The sequence below is a fragment of the Streptomyces sp. AF1A genome, assembly GCF_047340315.1.
Taxonomy (GTDB): Bacteria; Actinomycetota; Actinomycetes; order Streptomycetales; family Streptomycetaceae; genus Streptomyces.
In genome coordinates this window covers 1-17,457 of the sequence record NZ_JBLEBI010000149.1, presented here as the reverse complement: position 1 = coordinate 17,457, position 17,457 = coordinate 1, and the positions used below count along the sequence as shown (strand labels likewise).

Genomic DNA, 17,457 nt, shown 5'->3' with positions numbered 1-17,457 from the left:
CGGCGTGCCCGAGGGCGGCGCCCAGGGCGAACAGGGCGAGCCCGGCCAGCACGAGGGCCACGGTGGCCAGCGCGGTCATGGCCGGCGCGTCCGGGCGGGGGCGGTGGGACGGGCGTGCACGGTGCTCCTTCCGTCAGGGGTGGCCGGCAAGGGCCGCCGTCAGGGGCGGGTGGGGACCGGTTCGGGCAGGTGCAGGCGGGCCATGGTGGCGGTGGTGCCGGGCGGGACGCGGTCGCGGGTGGCGAGGGAGGTCAGCACCATGGCGGCGAAGCCCACGGGCACGGACCAGACGGCGGGCCAGGCCAGCAGCGTGTGCAGCGGGCCCGAGCGGGGGGCGCCCGCGATGGTGGCCGTCACCGCGGTGAGCGCCGAGCCGCCCCCCAGCAGGAGTCCGGCGATGGCACCGGGCGGGGTCAGGCCGCGCCACCAGATCCCGAGGACGAGCAGCGGGCAGAAGGAGGAGGCGGAGACGGCGAAGGCCAGTCCCACCGCGTCGGCCACCGGCAGGTCGCTGACCACGGCGCCCGCCGCCGTCGGCACCGCGATCGCGGGCAGGGCGGCGAGCCGGAAGTGCCGGATGCCCAGCGCGGGCAGCACGTCCTGGGCGAGGACGCCCGCCACGGACATGGTCAGTCCGGAGGCGGTGGACAGGAACGCCGCGCAGGCACCCCCGGCGACGAGGGCGCCGAGCAGATCGCCGGTGACCCCGCCGAGCAGCCGCTGCGGCAGCACGAGGACCGCCGCGTCGGTGTCGCCGGTGAGCAGCAGGTCGGGCGCGTAGAGCCGGCCCAGCATCCCGTACAGGGGCATCAGCAGGTAGAAGGCGCCGAGCAGCCCGAGGACGACGACGGTGGTGCGGCGGGCGGCGCGGCCGTCGGGGTTGGTGTAGAAGCGGACGACGACGTGCGGCAGGCCCATGGTGCCGAGGAAGGTGGCGAGGATCAGCCCGTAGGTGGCGTACAGGCCGTGCTGTTCGCGGTCCGGCGCCAGCGGTCTGGCCCAGCTGGAGGCGGCGGCGCGCTCGGGCGCGCGGTCCGGCAGGGGGACGCGGGCGCCGGCGGCAAAGCGCAGGGTGGTGTCCGCGCCGATCCGGTGGCGGCCCTCGTCCAGGGACAGCGAACGGCCGTGCAGCGAGCGGCCGTCGACGGTGCCGGACGCGGTGACGCGGACCGGTTCGCGCACGGTGAGGGTGAGCGGCCGGTCGATGCGTACCGCGGTGGTGCGGTGGAAGACGGGCCGTTCGTCCCAGGAGGGCGCGGGGGCGTGGTCGGCGCGCCAGGCGAGCAGCAGGAACACCACGGGCACCAGCAGAGCGGTGAGTTTCAGCCAGTACTGGAAGGCCTGGACGAAGGTGATGCTGCGCATCCCGCCGGCGGCGACGGCCCCGGTCACCACGGCGGCGACGACCAGCCCGCCCAGCCAGCCCGGGACCCCGGTGAGCAGCCGCAGGGTGAGCCCGGCGCCGCGCAGCTGGGGCAGCAGGTAGAGCCAGCCGATGCCGACGACCAGCACGCCGGCGATCCGGCGGACCGCGCGGGACTCGAGCCGGGCCTCGGCGAAGTCCGGCAGGGTGTAGGCGCCCGAGCGGCGCAGCGGGGCCGCGACGAAGGCCAGCAGGACGAGGAAGCCGGCGGTGTAGCCGATGGGGAACCACAGCATGTCGACGCCCTCGGCGAGGACGAGTCCGGCGACGCCCAGGAAGGAGGCCGCGGACAGGTACTCGCCGCTGACCGCGCAGGCGTTGAGGCGGGGCGCGACGGTCCGCGAGGCGACGTAGAAGTCGGAGGTGGTGCGGGAGATGCGCAGCCCCAGCGCGCCGACGAGGACCGTGGCGAGGACCACCGCCGTCACGCCCGCGATGCCGTACGTCCGGTTCAACGGCCCGCCCGGTCAGGAGTGTTCGGCGGGGGCGTGGGCGGCGGGCGCGCTCTCGTTGTGCTCGGCGCGGCGGACGTACCAGGCGCCGATGGCGAGCAGCGCCGGGTACGGTGCCACGCCCAGGAGGAGCCAGACGGCGAGGGGGACGCGGGGCGAGGCGCCGCTGAGCGGCAGGATCCGCAGGAGCACCGGGAGCAGGCCGAGCGCGGCCGTGAGCAGCGCGGTCACGGCGAGGCCGGCCCGCAACTGACGGCGCATCAGAACGTGGAGTGCGCTCTCGTCGCGAGCGGCGGGGTGCGGCGTGGGGACCGGCGCCGTGCGGCCGGCGGGGGTGCGCGGCCGTCCGGTGACCACCTCTCTGCGAGGGACGGATTCCGCACCCATCACGCACTCCCGACGCCAGCGGTGATCACCTTGTGTGCGGCGAGTGTACGCAGCGGGCCACCGGGGAGACAGCCGCCGGACGCGAATCGACACAGGTCCGTCACCCCGCACGGGCGAGGCGGCCCGCTCAACGCGCCCCGCGCGCCGAGCCTTTGGCGCGTCGGGCGAGGAGGTCGCGCAGTTCGCGGGCGTTGCGCCGGCTCACGGCGAGGAGGCGGTCGCCGATCCGGACGGTCAGGTTGCCGCCGTCCAGGCGGAGTTCCTCGATGCGGCCGAGGGCGACCAGCCGGCTGCGGTGGATGCGCACGAACCCGCGCGGGCGCCACTGCTCCTCCAGGGTGGACAGCGGAACGCGCACCAGGTGGCTGCCGTGCCGGGTGTGCAGCCGCGCGTAGTCGCCCTGCGCCTCGACGTAGGTGATGTCGGCGAGGGGCACGAACCGGGTGACCCCGCCCAGCTCCACGGGGACCTGGTCGCCGAACGCCGGCGCCGGCTCGGCCGCGGTGCCGGCGCGCCGGGGTCCCTGCCCGGCCCGGACCAGTTCGGCCACCCGCCGTACGGCCTCGGCGAACCGCTCCTGGCGCAGCGGCTTGAGCAGGTAGTCGACGGCCTTGAGGTCGAAGGCGCGGACGGCGAAGTCCTCGTGGGCGGTGACGAAGACGATCAGTGGCGGCGCGGCGAACCCGCCCAGCAGCCGGGCCAGTTCGAGGCCGTTCAGACCGGGCATGTCGATGTCCAGGAAGACGACGTCGACGGCGTCAGGCCCGTCCGGGCCCGCCTGCGCGGCCCGGCTCAGCCGGCGCAGTGCCTCGGTGGCCGTCCGCGCGGGCACCGCGCTGCCGACCCGCGGGTCCTTGCCCAGCAGGTACAGCAGCTCTTCGAGCGCGGGTTCCTCGTCGTCCACCGCGAGGGCCCGCAACGGGGCGTCGGCGCGCGACTGCACGGTGTGCGGCTCCTTTCTCCGTCCCACCTGTGCATGGTGGCCTGCCCGGCCGCCGCCGTCGAGGTGGCGGGCTTCGGGCGTCCCGCCGGGTCTCCTCGGGGCTGGCCGGTCCTCGGACACGGGGAGCATCGCCGAGCGGCCGCGGCTCGTGCACCGGTGTCCGGTGGCCGGCGTCCGACGGGTCAGTCGGGCAGCACCAGCCGGACCGTCTCCCCCGGGCGCACCGTCACCACCCGGTCCGGCAGCCGGACGTCGATCGGCGAGCCGTCGGAGTCGGGCACGGCGAGTTCCAGCAGGCCGCTACGCAGCCGCAGGCCCACGCCCCAGTTGCCCCGGTAGCGGATGTGGAAGCCGTAGGAGGAGAGTTCGGGGAGCGGGACGGGGTCGAGCCAGAGGGCTCCGTCCCGGGTCTCCAGGCCGGTCAGTCCGCGCTGCACGAGGTCCAGGGTGCCGGCCATCGCGCCGAGGTGGACGCCCTCGCCGGTGGTGCCGCCCTGCAGGTCGGCGATGTCGCCGCGCAGCGCCTCCTGCACGAAGCGCCAGGCGTCGGCGCGGCGGGCCCGGGTGAGGATCCAGCCGTGGACCAGGCCGCTGAGGGTGGAGCCGTGGCTGGTGCGGTGCAGGTAGTAGTCCACGGTCGCGGCCCAGGTCCGCTCGTCGACCCAGTAGCCCAGCCGCTGGAAGAGCGCGCTGAGTTCACGGGGGCCGAACAGATAGCGCAGCATCAGCACATCGGCCTGTTTGGAGGCCTGGTAGCGGTTGACGGAGTCGCCCTCCGCCTCCAGGATCCGGTCCAGGCGCCGGATGTCCTCGTACCGCTTGCGGTAGCCGTCCCAGTCCAGCTCCGCGAGGTCGCCGTACCCCTCGAACTGGCTGATCACCCCGTCGTGGAAGGGCACGTGGAGGCTGCGGGAGACCTCCTCCCAGCGGGCGGTCTCGTCCGGTTCCAGGCCCGCGGACTCCTCGAGTTCGCGGCGGCGCGGCTCGGGCAGGGTGCGCAGCAGTTCCAGGGTGCGGGTGAGCACCCAGGCCGCGGTGACGTTGGTGTACGCGTTGTCGTCGAGGCCGGGCCGGGGCGCTCCGGGGTAGGCGTCGTGGTACTCGTCGGGTCCGAGCACCCCACGGATGCGGTACCGGCCGAGGCGGTCGTCGTACTCGGCGGAGTCCGCCCAGAAGCGGGCGATCTGGAGCAGCATCTCGGCGCCCTCGCCGTCCCGGAACCCGGTGTCGCCGGTGGCCTCGCAGTACTGCCAGACGTTGTACGCCACCGCCGAGCCGACGTGCCGCTGGAGGTGGGAGTGGTCCGGCAGCCAGCGGCCGGAGCGCGGGTTGAGGTGCACCTGCTGGGTCTCCTCGCGGCCGTCGCTGCCGCTCTGCCACGGGTACAGCGCGCCGCGCCGCCCGAGTTCGCGGGCGGCGCGGCAGGCGGCGTCCAGGCGGCGGTGCCGGTAGCGGAGCAGCGCGCGGGAGACCTCCGGGAGGTGCAGGTTGAGGTAGGGCAGGACGAACAGCTCGTCCCAGAAGACGTGCCCGCGGTAGGCCTCGCCGTGCAGTCCGCGCGCGGGGACGCCGACGTCGAGGTCGGCGGTGTGCGGGGAGAGGGTCTGCAGCACATGGAACAGGTGCAGGCGCAGGATGCTGCCCGGCTCGCCGGGCACGTCGAGCGCGGTGCGCCGCCACAGCTGGTCCCAGGCCGTGCGGTGGGTCTCCAGCAGCGCGTCGAAGCCGGGCGCGGCGCCGGCGCGGTCGACGGCCGCGCGCAGCGGGTCGCCGATGGCGGGGTCGTGGGAGGTGTGCAGGGCGACGGTCTTGTCGACCGTGACGGTACGGCCGGGGGGCAGGGTGAGGCGCAGGTACTGGACGGCCCGCTGGAGTTCGTTCGCGTCCGTCACCGGGGCGTCGGCGGTGAGCCGCTCGGCGAGCGCGACGCTGATGTCGGAGGTGCGGGTGCGGCAGTGCAGCCACACGGTGTCGGGGCCCTCGGTGCCGGTGCGGACATCGGTGAGGTGGCGGCCGGCCAGGGCCAGGTAGCGGGCCACCCCCGCGTTGGTGACGCTGCCGTCGAGCGCGGCCTCCACGTCCAGGTCGACGCCGTGTCCGTCGGCGGTGAACTCCGTGCGCAGCGCGGCGAGATGGGGATCGGCCAGGTGGACGAGCCGCGTCTGCCGCACGAACAGGGTGCCGTCGCCGCCGAGTGCGTAGCGGGTACGGCGCTCCATCACGCCGGGGCCGAGGTGGAGGATCTGGTGGTGCTCGGTGACGGGCGCGGTGTCCGGGGTGAGCCAGTCCCCGCCCGTGGGACGGAAGCGCAGCGGCAGCCAGTTGGGCAGGTTGACCATGTCCTCGTTCCCGACCTGGCGGCCGGCGACCTCGGAGGTGAGCCGGTTGTAGCAGCCCGCCGCGTAGGTGCCCGGGTAGTGGATCTCGTCGGCGGTGCACTCGGGCAGCGCCCCGCGGGTGGCGAAGCGGCCGTTGCCCAGAGTGCACAGGGCTTCCCGCAGGCGTTCCTCCTCGGGCCGGTAGCCCTCGTACTCCCAGGTGGGTTCGGTCACCGCCGCCTCCCGGCGATCTCCCTGCCGTCGAGGGTCACGGCCGGCGGCAGACAGCCGTCCGCCCGGCAGCCGGCGGCCGGCACGGTGCGGGCACCGTGCCGGCCGTGGTCGCGGCCCCGCGTGGAACCGGCCGGATCGAGGTCCTCCCGGAGCAGCTCCGGCGGGACGCGGCGGTGGCCGGCGAGCAGGGCGTGCGGCGTGCCGTTGATGCGGAGAGTGACCGTGCGGTGGCGGGCGGGCCGGTGTGCGCTGGTCATGGCCTGGACGACCTCCCGGACGGTTGGTGCCGTCCAGTCCGCGTATCCAGGCCACGACGCCTCACACGTCCGCCGGGGCCGCCCTTCATCAGGGGTGGCGGACCAGGTCGGCCACGTTGGCCGACGCGTTGGAGGGACCTCCCGTGGTGTTGATGACGTGGCTGATGGTGCCGGTGCCGCCCAGGGAGACGGTCACCATGCTGGTGAAGCGGACGTTCGGGTTGTCCGGTGCCTTGATGGCGCGGGCCGCGGTGACCGACGGGTTGGCGCTGAAGTAGCAGTAGCTGCCGAGACCGTAGGCCTGGTGGCTGGTGACGGAGTCGGCGACCCGGTAGGGGTAGCCCTGCGTGGAGCCGTTCATCCGGGCGGACTGGTCCGGCGGGCCGTGGCGAGCAGTCAGGCGGCCGCTGCGGCGCTCAGCGCGACGGCCGTCGGTCTGCGCCGGGGAGGGAGGGCAGGCACGGGGGTTCTCCTGGGGTGCCGGGGTCAGCCGGTGTAGGCGGCGAGGACGCGGGTGTAGTCCCAGTCGGACTGGCTGACGCCGGAGCAGCTGTCTGCGCCGCCGCCGGTGCACGGGCGGTCGCGGTTGGCGGACCAGAAGGTGAGCCGGGCCAGGTGGTGCGCCTGGGCGTAGGCGAGGATGGTCCGGAAGTCGTTCACCGTGACCGTCTCGTCGTTGTCGGTGATGCCGTTCATCGACGAGATGCCCATGTCCCGGTAGGCCTGGTCGTCGCCGTAGTGGTACGCGTTCTTCAGGGCGTTCTTCAGCCCCTCGGCGGCCCGGGTGGTGAGGTTGCCCATGTTCTGTCCGGCGCCGCCGAAGTCGAACGGCATGATGACCCAGGCGTCCGCGGTCAGCCCCGAGGACGCGGCCCGGTTGATGAGGCTGGTGTCGGGCCCACTCTGGTCGGTCCCCATGGTGATGTACACCTTGAGGCCCGGGTTGTCGGCCTTGACGGTCTTGAGCGCGTCCACGGTGCGCTGCTGCACGGTGGGGTTGCTGTACGCGTCGGCCTCGATGTCGATGTCGATCGCCTTCAGGCCGTAGGCGCTGATGACCTTCTGGTAGGCCGCGGCCAGCTCGCCCGCGCTGGAGCAGGAGCTCTCCAGCTTGTTGCCGCTGTAGCCGCCGAACGAGGGGATGACGTCACCGCCGTTCGCCCGCACGGTGCTGACGGTCTGCTGGTCGACACCGCCGGTCAGCGGACGGCTGCCGTCCCACTGGGGGTTGCAGTAGCCGTTGCTGAGGACGAAGGCCAGCGTGAACCACTTCACGCCGGTGGCCCGGGTGACGGTGGTCGGGTCGGGCGGGCTGCCCCAGCCGTTGTACAGGTACGGTGCCACGGCCATCGGCGCGGACGGGGTGCTGCCGCCGTCGCTCGCGGGGGCGTTCCACTTCTGGTTGGCGCCGCCGCTGCAGCTCCAGATCTGTATCCGGCTGCCGTTGGCGGAGTTGTTGTCGGTGACGTCCAGGCACTTGTTCGCCTGCGGGTTGACGATGTCGCGGGCGGCGGTGACGGTCCACTTCTGGTTCGCGCCGCCGGTGCACGACCACAGCTGCACCTTGGCGCCGTCGGTGGTCGAGTTGCCGGTCACGTCCAGGCACTTGCCCAGGGCGCGGATCGTGCCGTCGCTGCCGACCGTCCACTGCTGGGCGCCGGTGCCGTTGCAGTCGTAGAGCTGGACGGGCGTGCCGTCGGCCGGGTCGGCCCCGGCGACGTCCAGGCACTTGCCGGCCAGGCCGGTGATGGCGCCGGTCGCGGCCTGGGCGGGGGAAGCGGTCAGCAGCCCGGTGGCGAGGGAGAGGGCGGCGAGCGCGCCGACTGCGGGAAGAGGTCTGGCCATGTGCGGGTGGCCTTTCGCGTGGGGGGGGTGACGGACGCAGGGGTCAACACGGGCTGGTCGGGCCCGAGTTGATGCATCCGTAGTCTTTATTTAAGGCGTGAAGCTAAAGGTACGGACCAGCGGCGGTCAAGAGGGTGTCCCCGATTGCCCTCCGCGCGCGGAGGCCCGGCACGCTGGGCCGTGCCGGGCCTTCGGAGGTGGCCGCAACGGGCCCCGAGCCGCGAGCTACTCGACCATGGCCCGCTCCGTGCCGCCGTCAGCGTGCGACACCGCCGCCCGGGCCCACTGGACGAGGCGGTCGAGGACGGCCAACACGACCTCCTGGCGCCCGGCCGGCAGGAAAGGCCAGGTCAGCCATGCCGGTGCGGACAGCAACACGACGGCCAGCAGCGGCAGCGCACACAACACGACGAGAGCAGGACGTGACAGCCACACGGGCATGTGCCGACCTCCAGATGAGCCCCTCGAGGGGAACCGTGCTGGATGGCGACACAAACTGGGCACTCCATGCGCTCAGGCGCATGCAATCTCCGGCCAGAGCCGACATCCAGTAATCCGACCTTGCTCTACCCACAACTCGGCTCCACCAACCTCGAGTTCGCAGAACGCGTCAACCCGCTGCCGCAACAGCAGGTCCTTGCCGAACCGGCCGGGGCGAGAAGCTGACGGACGAGGTCCGGCGCGGGTTGACAGAGCGTGCCGCCGTGAGCGAGCGAGCTGAGCCGCATACCCCACCCACTGATGGGGCCGGCGTGTCGGGAGGGCCGCCCGGGTGATTGTTCTGACGGGCAGTCTGCCGGAAAACGCGCCATCCCGGCATATAGGCATACTGTCCCAATGCGGATGCAGCAGAAGATTCCCGCCCTGATCCACCAAACCTGGAAAGACTCCGATGTACCTCCCCAATGGGAGGCGTGGGCCGACTCCTGGCGTCGCCGCCATCCCGGCTGGGGGTACCGCCTGTGGACCGACGCGGACAATCGCGCATTCCTCCAGGAGCACTATCCGTGGTTCCTGCCCGTCTACGACGGGTATCCGGAAGCGATCATGCGGGCCGACGCCATCCGCTATTTCCTGCTCGACCATTTCGGCGGGCTCTACGTCGACATGGACTTCGAGTGCCTGAGGCCCGTCGACGACATCCTCGACGGGCGCGAACTCGTCCTCGGCTGCGAACCGGAGGCGCACACCCGGCTGCTGCTGGCCCGCCAACGCGGATTCGCCCGCATCGTGGGCAACGCGTTCATCGCGTCACGGCCGGGTCACCCCTTCTGGGCGCACGTGCACCGGCAACTGGTGGGCTCCCACAAGGCGGCCAGCGCCCTGGACGCCACCGGCCCCTTCTTCCTCACCAGGGCGGTCGACAGCGTCCCGGATCCCGCCTCGATCACGGTCCTCGGTCCGGAGGTCCTCTACCCCGAGGTGAGCCCGTACGCGAAAGAGCTGTTCGGCCCCCAGGACGCCGACCACGACCGTGCCTACGCCGTGCACCACTGGTCCGGCAGCTGGGTGGCCGGCACCCCCGCGGCACGGACCTCCGCCGGCAGACGCTTCCCGTTCTGGACGAGCCAGCAGATGCTCCCCCTCGCCGACGGCATGCTCAGCCTGGACGCGCAGCGCCGCCGCTGGGCATCGGGCGCGCCCGCGCCGACGGTGTCCTGTCTGATGGTGACCAAGGACCGCTCGTCGACGGCCCGTCGCGCGATCACATGCTTCCGCGCGCAGACCTACCCGAACCTGGAACTGGTCGTCGTCGAGGACGGCACGGACGACGCCCTCGAACGGCACATCCTCGAGCTGGGCGACCCCCGCATCCGCCACCACCGACTCCCGCCGGAGAAAAGGCCGTTGGGCGAGCTGCGCAACGAGGCGGTGGACCGGGCGAGCGGGCCCTACGTGTGCCAGTGGGACGACGACGACCTGTACGACCCGGAGCGTATCGAGACGCAGATGGCGGCGATTCTCGCGCTGGGGGTCGACGCGTGCTTCCTCGCCCGCGAGCGGCTGTGGTGGCCCGCTCGGCGCAAGCTCGCGATCTCCTGCGCGCGCCTGTGGGAGGGGTCGATGGTGTGCGCCAAGGACCGGCTGCCGCGCTACCCGGCCCTGCGCCGGGGCGAGGACACGCCGGTGGCTGAAGGGGTGGTCCGCACCTGCCGGGTGGTGTCGGTGGACGCGCCCGAGCTGTACACGTATGTGTGCCACGGCAGCAATACGTTCGACGAGTCGCATTTCGCGGAGCACTTCGACGTGGCGACCGAGATCTGGGCCGAACCCGGCGCCTACGCCGAGCGACTGCAGGCCATGGCGGCCCGGCTGCCGATCGAGCCGAAGGACATCGCGCACGCCGAGACGGGCCCCGCCGCCGCCCTGGCCGGCCCCCAGGGAGCGCGGACGGCCGCAGAGCCGGCCCCCGGCCCGGCGAGCGAGCGGCCACGGGTGCTGGTGCTCACCCCCGTCAAGGACGCGGCCGCGTTCCTGCCCCGCTATGTGGAGAGCCTTCGCGCCCTGGACTACCCGCGCGAGGCCATCTCGGTGGGCCTGCTGGAGGGCGACAGCAGGGACACGACGCGAGAACTGCTCCACCAGCTCCTGCCCGGCCTGGAGGCGGAGTACCGGCGGGTCACCCTGGTGCACCGCGACTTCGGCCTGCAGTTGGAGGGCCCCCGCTGGGAACCGGGCGTGCAGCGCCGACGCCGTTCGGTGCTGGCCAGGGCCCGCAACCATCTGCTCTCCCGGGCCCTGGCCGACGAGGAGTGGGTGCTGTGGCTCGACGTCGACGTCACCGACTGTCCCGCCGACCTGATCCAGCGTCTCCTCGGAGCGCGCAAGGACATCGTCGTCCCGCACTGCGCCACCACGGCGGGCGGGCCGACGTACGACCTGAACACGTTCGTCCTGCACCGCAGGGCCGGCACGCTCGACTGGTCCCCATGGCTGCGCGACGGCATCCTGCAGCCGCCCAAGGGGTTCGGCCGGACCTACCTCGACGAGTTGCGCGGACAGGGGCTGGTCCGCGTCGACTCGGTCGGCGGCACGGCACTGCTGGTGCGCGCCGACCTCCACCGCGACGGCCTGACCTTCCCGTGCTTCCCGTACCAGCACCTCATCGAGACCGAGGGCCTGGCCGCGATGGCCCGGGACATGGGCACCGCCTGCTGGGCCCTGCCCGACCTCGAAGTGCTGCATCCGCACCACACCCCTGACCCGGCGCGCGTCGGGTCCCTGACCCCGTCCTGACCGACCCGGCCGGGGACCGTCCCGGCCGACCCGGGCCGGCGCTGACGCCTCACCCGACGACTCCAGCACTTGGAGTAATCGTTTTGACACGGAAAGTAAGACATTCCTACGGTGGCGCCACTGCCCCGGTCGCGGAACACAGCGGCCTCGCGGGGCAACTCCCCCCACTCGAAAGAGAGGTCCCACCGTGAAAGCCCGTGTCATATCCTCGCTGGCCCTGCCCGCCGCACTCGCAACCGCCGGACTGATGAACAGCGCGGAGGCGGCCTATGCCGCGGCCCTCTCCTCGGAGCCGCTCGCCACGTCGGCGGCCTCCGGGCAGCACGATCAGGCGACCGGCGGCGTCGCCGTCACCTCCGGGTCCGAGCACCCCTGCACGCCCATCGGCAACGTGACCATCACCGACTACGGCCATTGCTGCACGCCCATGGGCAACGTGACCATCACCGGCTACCACCACTGCTGCACCCCGATCGCCAACCTCACGTTCTGCGACTACGGGCACCACGGGCACCTGTTCGACTTCTACCCCTTCACGAACTAGGAGCGGGTGATCCGGCGGTCCGCTGCGACACGGCCCTCCCAACAGGGCCATAGGGGGCCGCCGGCACCCGGCGACGCGGAGTCCTGCCCGCCCGCCACCGACGGGCCTCTTCGGCCCGTCCCCCTGCCCCGCTTCGTCCCTTCCCTTTGTCGACCCTTCCCGATTCCCCTCTCGTTCCGAAGCGAAAGACGGCGCATGCCCCAGAGATCCGATCCCGTGGTTTCGGTGGTCATCCCGTGCCACAACTACGCCCGCTATCTGCCCGAGGCGGTGTCCAGCGTCCTCGCCCAGACGTTCGCGGCCTGGGAACTGGTCGTCGTCGACGACGGCAGCACCGACGACACCGCCGAGGTGACGCAGCGCCTGATCGCCGGCCATCCCGACCGGCGCATCAGACTGCTCCGGCAGGCCAACGCCGGGGTCTCCGCCGCGCGCAACACCGGAATCGAGGCCGCCGGCGGTCGCTACATCCTTCCCCTGGACGCCGACGACGTGATCGCGCCCACCATGCTGGAGAAGACCGTCGCGGTGCTCGACGGCGATCCCGGCGTCGCCATCGCCTCCACCGACGTGTTCACCTTCACCGACGACGATCTGCCCCCGCAGGTGATGCCCCTGCCCGCCTACAGCAGAGAACTGCTGCTCCAGCGACTGATCATGTTCTACTGCTCGCTGTACCGCCGTGAGGCCTGGCAGACCGTGGGCGGTTACGACGAGACCATGCGGGCCGGCGAGGACTGGGACTTCTGGATCGGCTGCGCCGAGCACGGCTTCGATGCGTACCACATCCACGAGCCGCTGTTCGGGGCGCGCAACAAGGACACCGGACTGCACCTGGAGGCCGCCGAGAACGACCTGGCCATCCGGGCCCGGATCGTGGCCAACCACCCGGACCTGTTCAAGCCGATCACCCGCGGCTGGGCACACGCCGTGCTGAGCCAGGACGCGGAAGCCTGCCTGCGGGACGAGAACGTGCCCGACGACATCCTCACCCGGGCCGCCGAGATGGACCAGTTCCTCAGCGCGGTCATGGCCCTGCAGCGGACCACGCGGGTGCAGTACTACCACATCCGGCGCTTGGAGAAGGCGCTGGCCGCTCACCGCGAGGCCGCCGACCCGCCCGGCCGGGAAAGGCAGGAGGCCCCGGCGGCATCCGCCGTGTGACGAGGGGCAGGGAAAGGGCGCTTCCCTGCCGGCGCTTCCCTGCCCCCTCGCCCCGCCGTGCCTCGCGCACTGCCTTCCCGCCGGCCGAACGGACCGCCCGCTGCCTGCAGCCGGCGCCGGTCAGGCCGGGGCCGTCCCGGCCGGTTCCGTCGTACCGGTCGGCGCCGGTACGTCGGTGCGCCCGTCGCGCTGGGCGAACTGGGTCCGGTACAGCTCGGCGTAGCGGCCGTCCGCCGCGAGCAGCTCGTCGTGGGTGCCCCGTTCGGCGATGCGGCCGGACTCCACCACCAGGATCTGGTCGGCGGCGCGGACCGTGGACAGACGGTGGGCGATCACCACGGCGGTGCGGCCCTCCAGAGCCTCGGCCAGGGCCTCCTGGACGGCCGCCTCGGAGGTGTTGTCCAGATGGGCGGTGGCCTCGTCGAGGATGACCACGCGCTGGCGGGCCAGCAGCAGCCGGGCGATGGTCATGCGCTGGCGCTCGCCGCCGGAGAGCCGGTAGCCGCGCTCGCCGACCACGGTGTCCAGGCCGTCCGGCAACGACCGCACGACCTCGGCGAGGCGGGCGCGGCCGAGCGCGTCCCACAGCTCCTCGTCGGTGGCGTCGGGGGATGCCAGCAGCAGGTTGGCGCGGACGGTGTCGTGGAACAGGTGGCCGTCCTGGGTGACCATGCCGAGCGTGGCCCGCAGCGAGGCGAAGGTCAGGTCGCGGACGTCGACGCCCCCGATGCGCACGGCGCCCGCGTCGACGTCGTACAGGCGCGGCAGGAGCTGGGCGATGGTCGACTTCCCGGCGCCGGACGAGCCGACGAGGGCGACGGTCCGGCCGGGCTCCGCGCGGAAGGAGATGCCGTGCAGGACCTCGGTGCCGCCGCGGGTGTCGAGGGCGGCGACCTCCTCCAGGGACGCCAGGGAGACCTGGTCGGCCGACGGGTAGGAGAAGCGGACCTCGTCGAACTCGACGGCGACCGGGCCCTCGGGGACCTCGCCGGCCCCGGGCTTCTCCTCGATCAGCGGCTTCAGGTCCAGCACCTCGAAGACCCGCTCGAAGCTGACGATCGCGCTCATCACCTCGACCCGGGCCCCGGCGAGCGCCGTGAGCGGGGCGTACATCCGGGTCAGCAGCAGCGAGAGCGAGACGACCGCACCCGCCTGAAGGGTGCCGCGCAGCGCGAACCAGCCGCCGAGGCCGTAGACGAGGGCCAGCGCGAGGGCCGAGACGAGGGTGAGGGAGGTGATGAACACCGACTGGGCCGTCGCCGTGCGCACCCCGATGTCCCGGACCCGGGCGGCGCGGGCCGCGAACTCCGCCGACTCCTCCTCCGGGCGGCCGAACAGCTTGACCAGGGTGGCTCCGGGGGCGGAGAAGCGCTCGGTCATCCGCGTCCCCATGGCCGCGTTCAGCGCCGCCGCCTCCCGCTGCATCCGGGCCATCCGGCTGCCCATGCGGCGCGCGGGCAGCACGAACACCGGCAGCAGCACCAGCGCCAGCAGCGTGATCTGCCAGGACAGGGTGAGCATCACGGCCAGGGTGAGCAGCAGCGTGACCAGGTTGCTGACCACGCCCGACAGGGTGTTGGCGAACGCCCGCTGGGCGCCGATCACGTCGTTGTTGAGACGGCTGACGAGCGCGCCCGTACGAGTCCGTGTGAAGAACGCGACGGGCATGCGCTGCACATGATCGAACACAGCCGTTCTGAGGTCGAGGATGAGTCCCTCCCCGAGCGTCGACGACAGGCGCCGGCCGAGAATGCCGAGCCCCGCCTCCGCGAGCGCCACGAGCGCGATGAGCAGGGACAGGCGGACCACCCTGCCGGAGTCGTGCCCCGACACGATCGCGTCGACGACGTGGCCGGCCAGCACGGGCGTCGCCACGGCGAGCAGCGCGGTCACCACCCCGAGCAGGACGAAGCGGACGATGCCCGCGCGGTGCGGGCGGGCGAAGGCGGCGATGCGGCGCAGCGTGGCGCGGGCGAACGGTCGGCGTTCCGCCTGCGCGGTCATGACGCTGTGCAGCTGCGTCCATGCGGTGGTCTCCATGCTCATGGGAGAGACCGTAGAACCTCGAGCTCTATTGAGGTCAATGTCCGCGTGATATCGCCCGCACCGGCTGTCCCCGACCCGAAGGACCCGATGACCACACCCTGCAAGCCGGCGTCCGCGCCCGCTGCACCCGCCGTTGGGGCGGCGCGGGAAACCTCTGCCGATGTGGCTGCCGTCCCGATCCCCAGGGTCCCCTCGATCCCCACCCCGGGCGGACTCGGTTCCGTCGAGGCGGCGCTGATCGTGGCGCTGGTCGCGGTGGGCGGCCCGGTCTCGGTGGCCACGGCGGTGGTCCTGGCCTACCGGATCATCACCGTGTGGGTGCCGCTGGTGCCGGGTGCGCTGACGCTGGGGGCGCTGGTGCGGCTGAAGGTCATCTGAGGCAGAGTGGCCCTCCCAGCCGAACCAAGGGAGTGAGCCGTGCCGGTCCGCGTGGAGCGCAAGGAGTACGTCACCACCGTCATCCTGTCCCGCCCCGGGGCGCGCAACGCCGTGGACGGCCCCACGGCCGCCGAACTCGCCGACGTCTTCCGGGAGTTCGAGGCGGACGACGACGCCCGGGTGGCGGTGCTGTGGGGCGAGGGCGGCACGTTCTGCGCCGGGGCGGACCTGAAGGCGATCGGCACCGAGCGGGGCAACCGGGTGGCCGAGGACGGTGACGGGCCGATGGGGCCGACGCGGATGCGGTTGTCCAAGCCGGTGATCGCGGCCGTCGCCGGGCACGCCGTGGCGGGCGGGCTGGAACTGGCCCTGTGGTGCGATCTGCGGGTGGCGGAGGAGGACGCGGTGTTCGGGGTGTTCTGCCGCCGCTGGGGCGTGCCGCTGATCGACGGCGGCACGGTGCGGCTGCCCCGGCTGATCGGCGCGAGCCGGGCCATGGACCTGATCCTGACCGGCCGTCCGGTGCCGGCCCGCGAGGCGTACGAGATGGGGCTCGCCAACCGCGTGGTGCCGACGGGCGCCGCGCGCGCCGAGGCGGAGTCGCTGGCCGCGGACATCGCCCGCTTCCCGCAGGCCTGCCTGCGCAGCGATCGCGCGTCGCTCCTCGACCAGGAGGGCCTGGACGAGCCGACGGCACTGCGCGGCGAACTCCGGTACGGCATGGGCGTGCTGGCGCAGAGCGCGGCCGGCGCCGCCCGCTTCGCCTCGGGCGCCGGACGGCACGGCTCGTTCACGGACCTGTGACGGACCGACTCCGCGCACGACCGACGCCACCCGAACTCACCTCCGACGCCGCACGGCACCGCACGTTCACGGACGCGTGACCGACCCACCCCGCGCACGAGCGACCCCGGTCCCGGCGTCCGGATCGGCCTGGGCCCGCCGCGGTACCGGATCGCCCCGCGCCGGCCGGTGCGGACCGGCGTGCCGGATACGGCAGGATGAACCATCGCGCCGGTCACCGGAGTTCGGGGACCGGCGCGATCGCACATCCGCACATCGAGCAGGTGACTACGTGACGAGACTTCCCAACTCCGCAGCAGGACGGCGCTCCGGAGGTGTCCGGTGAACCGCGCACTGACCGTGGACGACCTCGTACTCGCCGGAATCTCCGTCGCGGCGGGCCTGTTGCTCGCCTTCTTCTCCCGCACGCTGCTGCGCTGGCTGGCCAAGCACGCCAAGCGGACTCGCTGGACGGGCGACGACGTCATCGTGGACGCGCTGCGCTCGGTCGTGCCCTGGGCGGCGATCGCGGCCGGCGTGGCGGCGGCAGCCGTGGTGCTGCCCCTGACCCGTACCGTGCAGCACCACGTGAACCAGATCCTCGAGGTGTGGCTGATCTTCGTGGTGACCCTGTCGGCGGCCCGGGTCGTGGCCGGGCTGGTCCGCTCGGTCACGCAGTCCCGCTCGGGCGTGGCGGGTTCCGCGACGATCTTCGTCAACATCACCCGGGTGCTGGTGCTCGCCATCGGCTTCCTGGTCGTCCTGCAGACCCTGGGCATCTCGATAGCGCCCCTGCTGACCGCACTCGGCGTCGGCGGTCTCGCGGTGGCCCTCGCCCTGCAGGACACGCTCGCCAACCTCTTCGCGGGCGTCCACATCCTGGCCTCCAAGACCGTCCAGCCGGGCGACTACATCCGGCTCAGCAGCGGCGAGGAGGGGTACGTCGTCGACATCAACTGGCGCCAGACGACCGTCCGCCAGCTGTCCAACAACCTCGTGGTCATCCCCAACGGCCAGCTCGCCAAGGCCAACATGACCAACTACACGCGGCCCGAGCAGCATCTGACGGTGCTGGTGCAGGTGGGCGTGAGCTACGACGCCGACCTGGAGCACGTCGAGCGGGTGACCCAGGAGGTGATCTCGCAGACGATGCGGGAGGTCGACGGCGCCCTGCCGGACCACGAACCCGCCATCCGCTTCCACACCTTCGGCGACTCCCGGATCGGGTTCACGGTGATCCTCGGCGTCGGGGAGTTCAGCGACCAGTACCGGGTCAAGCACGAGTTCATCAAACGCCTGCACCGCCGCTACCGCGAGGAGGGCATCCGCATCCCGGCCCCCACCCGCACGGTGGCCCTGCAGCAGGGCACGGTGGTGATACCGCACCAGCGCAGCGCGGAGGGCATCGCCACCGGCGACTCGGCCGTCGAGGGCTGAGTCGGCGAC

The 17,457-nt window shown here is 72.7% G+C and carries 13 protein-coding genes and 2 pseudogenes; 6 read left to right on the top strand and 9 right to left on the bottom strand.

Features of this window, described 5'->3' with window-relative positions; translation table 11 throughout:
• Window positions 1-159: 159 nt before the first annotated feature.
• The 8 genes and pseudogenes from ACLU3S_RS28630 to ACLU3S_RS28595 form a co-directional block, all read right to left on the bottom strand.
• Window positions 160-1,878: a cation acetate symporter gene (locus tag ACLU3S_RS28630; protein WP_413954855.1), complete on the bottom strand. Its 1,719-nt coding sequence runs from the start codon at window positions 1,876-1,878 to the stop codon at window positions 160-162.
• A 12-nt stretch (window positions 1,879-1,890) separates the two neighbouring features.
• Complete coding sequence (locus tag ACLU3S_RS28625; RefSeq protein WP_413954854.1) at window positions 1,891-2,262, bottom strand: hypothetical protein; 372 nt, start codon at window positions 2,260-2,262, stop codon at window positions 1,891-1,893.
• A 127-nt stretch (window positions 2,263-2,389) separates the two neighbouring features.
• Complete coding sequence (locus ACLU3S_RS28620) at window positions 2,390-3,232, bottom strand: LytR/AlgR family response regulator transcription factor (protein WP_413954853.1); 843 nt, start codon at window positions 3,230-3,232, stop codon at window positions 2,390-2,392.
• Window positions 3,233-3,387: 155 nt separating this feature from the next.
• Complete coding sequence (locus tag ACLU3S_RS28615) at window positions 3,388-5,757, bottom strand: glycoside hydrolase family 65 protein (protein WP_413954852.1); 2,370 nt, start codon at window positions 5,755-5,757, stop codon at window positions 3,388-3,390.
• The gene (locus ACLU3S_RS28610; protein ID WP_413954851.1) at window positions 5,754-6,014 is read right to left on the bottom strand and encodes a hypothetical protein; all 261 of its coding nucleotides are present in this window, start codon (window positions 6,012-6,014) and stop codon (window positions 5,754-5,756) included. Before ACLU3S_RS28610 ends, ACLU3S_RS28615 begins: the two co-directional genes overlap by 4 nt.
• Before the next feature lie 88 nt (window positions 6,015-6,102).
• A pseudogene (locus ACLU3S_RS28605) lies at window positions 6,103-6,402 on the bottom strand (coagulation factor 5/8 type domain-containing protein); the annotation flags it as partial.
• 98 nt (window positions 6,403-6,500) lie between these two features.
• Window positions 6,501-7,859, bottom strand: coding sequence for a lectin (locus ACLU3S_RS28600; RefSeq protein WP_413954850.1), 1,359 nt, complete (start codon window positions 7,857-7,859; stop codon window positions 6,501-6,503).
• Window positions 7,860-8,084: 225 nt separating this feature from the next.
• Complete coding sequence (locus ACLU3S_RS28595) at window positions 8,085-8,300, bottom strand: hypothetical protein (RefSeq protein ID WP_413954849.1); 216 nt, start codon at window positions 8,298-8,300, stop codon at window positions 8,085-8,087.
• Between the two features lie 402 nt (window positions 8,301-8,702).
• On the opposite strand from ACLU3S_RS28595, the gene ACLU3S_RS28590 reads away from it, so the two are divergent.
• From ACLU3S_RS28590 to ACLU3S_RS28580, 3 genes are all read left to right on the top strand, one after another.
• Window positions 8,703-11,096, top strand: coding sequence for a glycosyltransferase (locus tag ACLU3S_RS28590; RefSeq protein WP_413954848.1), 2,394 nt, complete (start codon window positions 8,703-8,705; stop codon window positions 11,094-11,096).
• Window positions 11,097-11,283: 187 nt separating this feature from the next.
• On the top strand, window positions 11,284-11,640 hold the full coding sequence (locus ACLU3S_RS28585) for a hypothetical protein (RefSeq protein WP_413954847.1): 357 nt from the start codon (window positions 11,284-11,286) through the stop codon (window positions 11,638-11,640).
• Between the two features lie 195 nt (window positions 11,641-11,835).
• Entirely contained in the window at window positions 11,836-12,804 is a 969-nt protein-coding gene (locus ACLU3S_RS28580; RefSeq protein ID WP_413954846.1) for a glycosyltransferase family 2 protein, read from the top strand.
• Between the two features lie 120 nt (window positions 12,805-12,924).
• Here the strand turns inward: ACLU3S_RS28580 and ACLU3S_RS28575 are convergent, their stop codons facing one another.
• Entirely contained in the window at window positions 12,925-14,844 is a 1,920-nt protein-coding gene (locus ACLU3S_RS28575) for an ABC transporter ATP-binding protein (protein WP_413954856.1), read from the bottom strand.
• Between the two features lie 123 nt (window positions 14,845-14,967).
• On the opposite strand from ACLU3S_RS28575, the pseudogene ACLU3S_RS28570 reads away from it, so the two are divergent.
• From ACLU3S_RS28570 to ACLU3S_RS28560, 3 genes and pseudogenes are all read left to right on the top strand, one after another.
• A pseudogene (locus tag ACLU3S_RS28570) lies at window positions 14,968-15,228 on the top strand (lysylphosphatidylglycerol synthase domain-containing protein); the annotation flags it as partial.
• Between the two features lie 39 nt (window positions 15,229-15,267).
• On the top strand, window positions 15,268-16,032 hold the full coding sequence (locus ACLU3S_RS28565) for a crotonase/enoyl-CoA hydratase family protein (protein WP_413954845.1): 765 nt from the start codon (window positions 15,268-15,270) through the stop codon (window positions 16,030-16,032).
• Window positions 16,033-16,353: 321 nt separating this feature from the next.
• The gene (locus tag ACLU3S_RS28560) at window positions 16,354-17,448 is read left to right on the top strand and encodes a mechanosensitive ion channel family protein (RefSeq protein WP_413954844.1); all 1,095 of its coding nucleotides are present in this window, start codon (window positions 16,354-16,356) and stop codon (window positions 17,446-17,448) included.
• Window positions 17,449-17,457: the final 9 nt, after the last annotated feature.

Excerpts from the sequence above, each read along its gene's own strand:
- ACLU3S_RS28625 (WP_413954854.1), bottom strand. The coding sequence starts at position 2,262 with ATGGGTGCGGAATCCGTCCCTCGCAGAGAGGTGGTCACCGGACGGCCG.
- ACLU3S_RS28610 (WP_413954851.1), bottom strand. The coding sequence starts at position 6,014 with ATGACCAGCGCACACCGGCCCGCCCGCCACCGCACGGTCACTCTCCGC.
- ACLU3S_RS28600 (WP_413954850.1), bottom strand. The coding sequence starts at position 7,859 with ATGGCCAGACCTCTTCCCGCAGTCGGCGCGCTCGCCGCCCTCTCCCTC.
- ACLU3S_RS28595 (WP_413954849.1), bottom strand. The coding sequence starts at position 8,300 with ATGCCCGTGTGGCTGTCACGTCCTGCTCTCGTCGTGTTGTGTGCGCTG.
- ACLU3S_RS28590 (WP_413954848.1), top strand. The coding sequence starts at position 8,703 with ATGCAGCAGAAGATTCCCGCCCTGATCCACCAAACCTGGAAAGACTCC.
- ACLU3S_RS28580 (WP_413954846.1), top strand. The coding sequence starts at position 11,836 with ATGCCCCAGAGATCCGATCCCGTGGTTTCGGTGGTCATCCCGTGCCAC.
- ACLU3S_RS28575 (WP_413954856.1), bottom strand. The coding sequence starts at position 14,844 with ATGGAGACCACCGCATGGACGCAGCTGCACAGCGTCATGACCGCGCAG.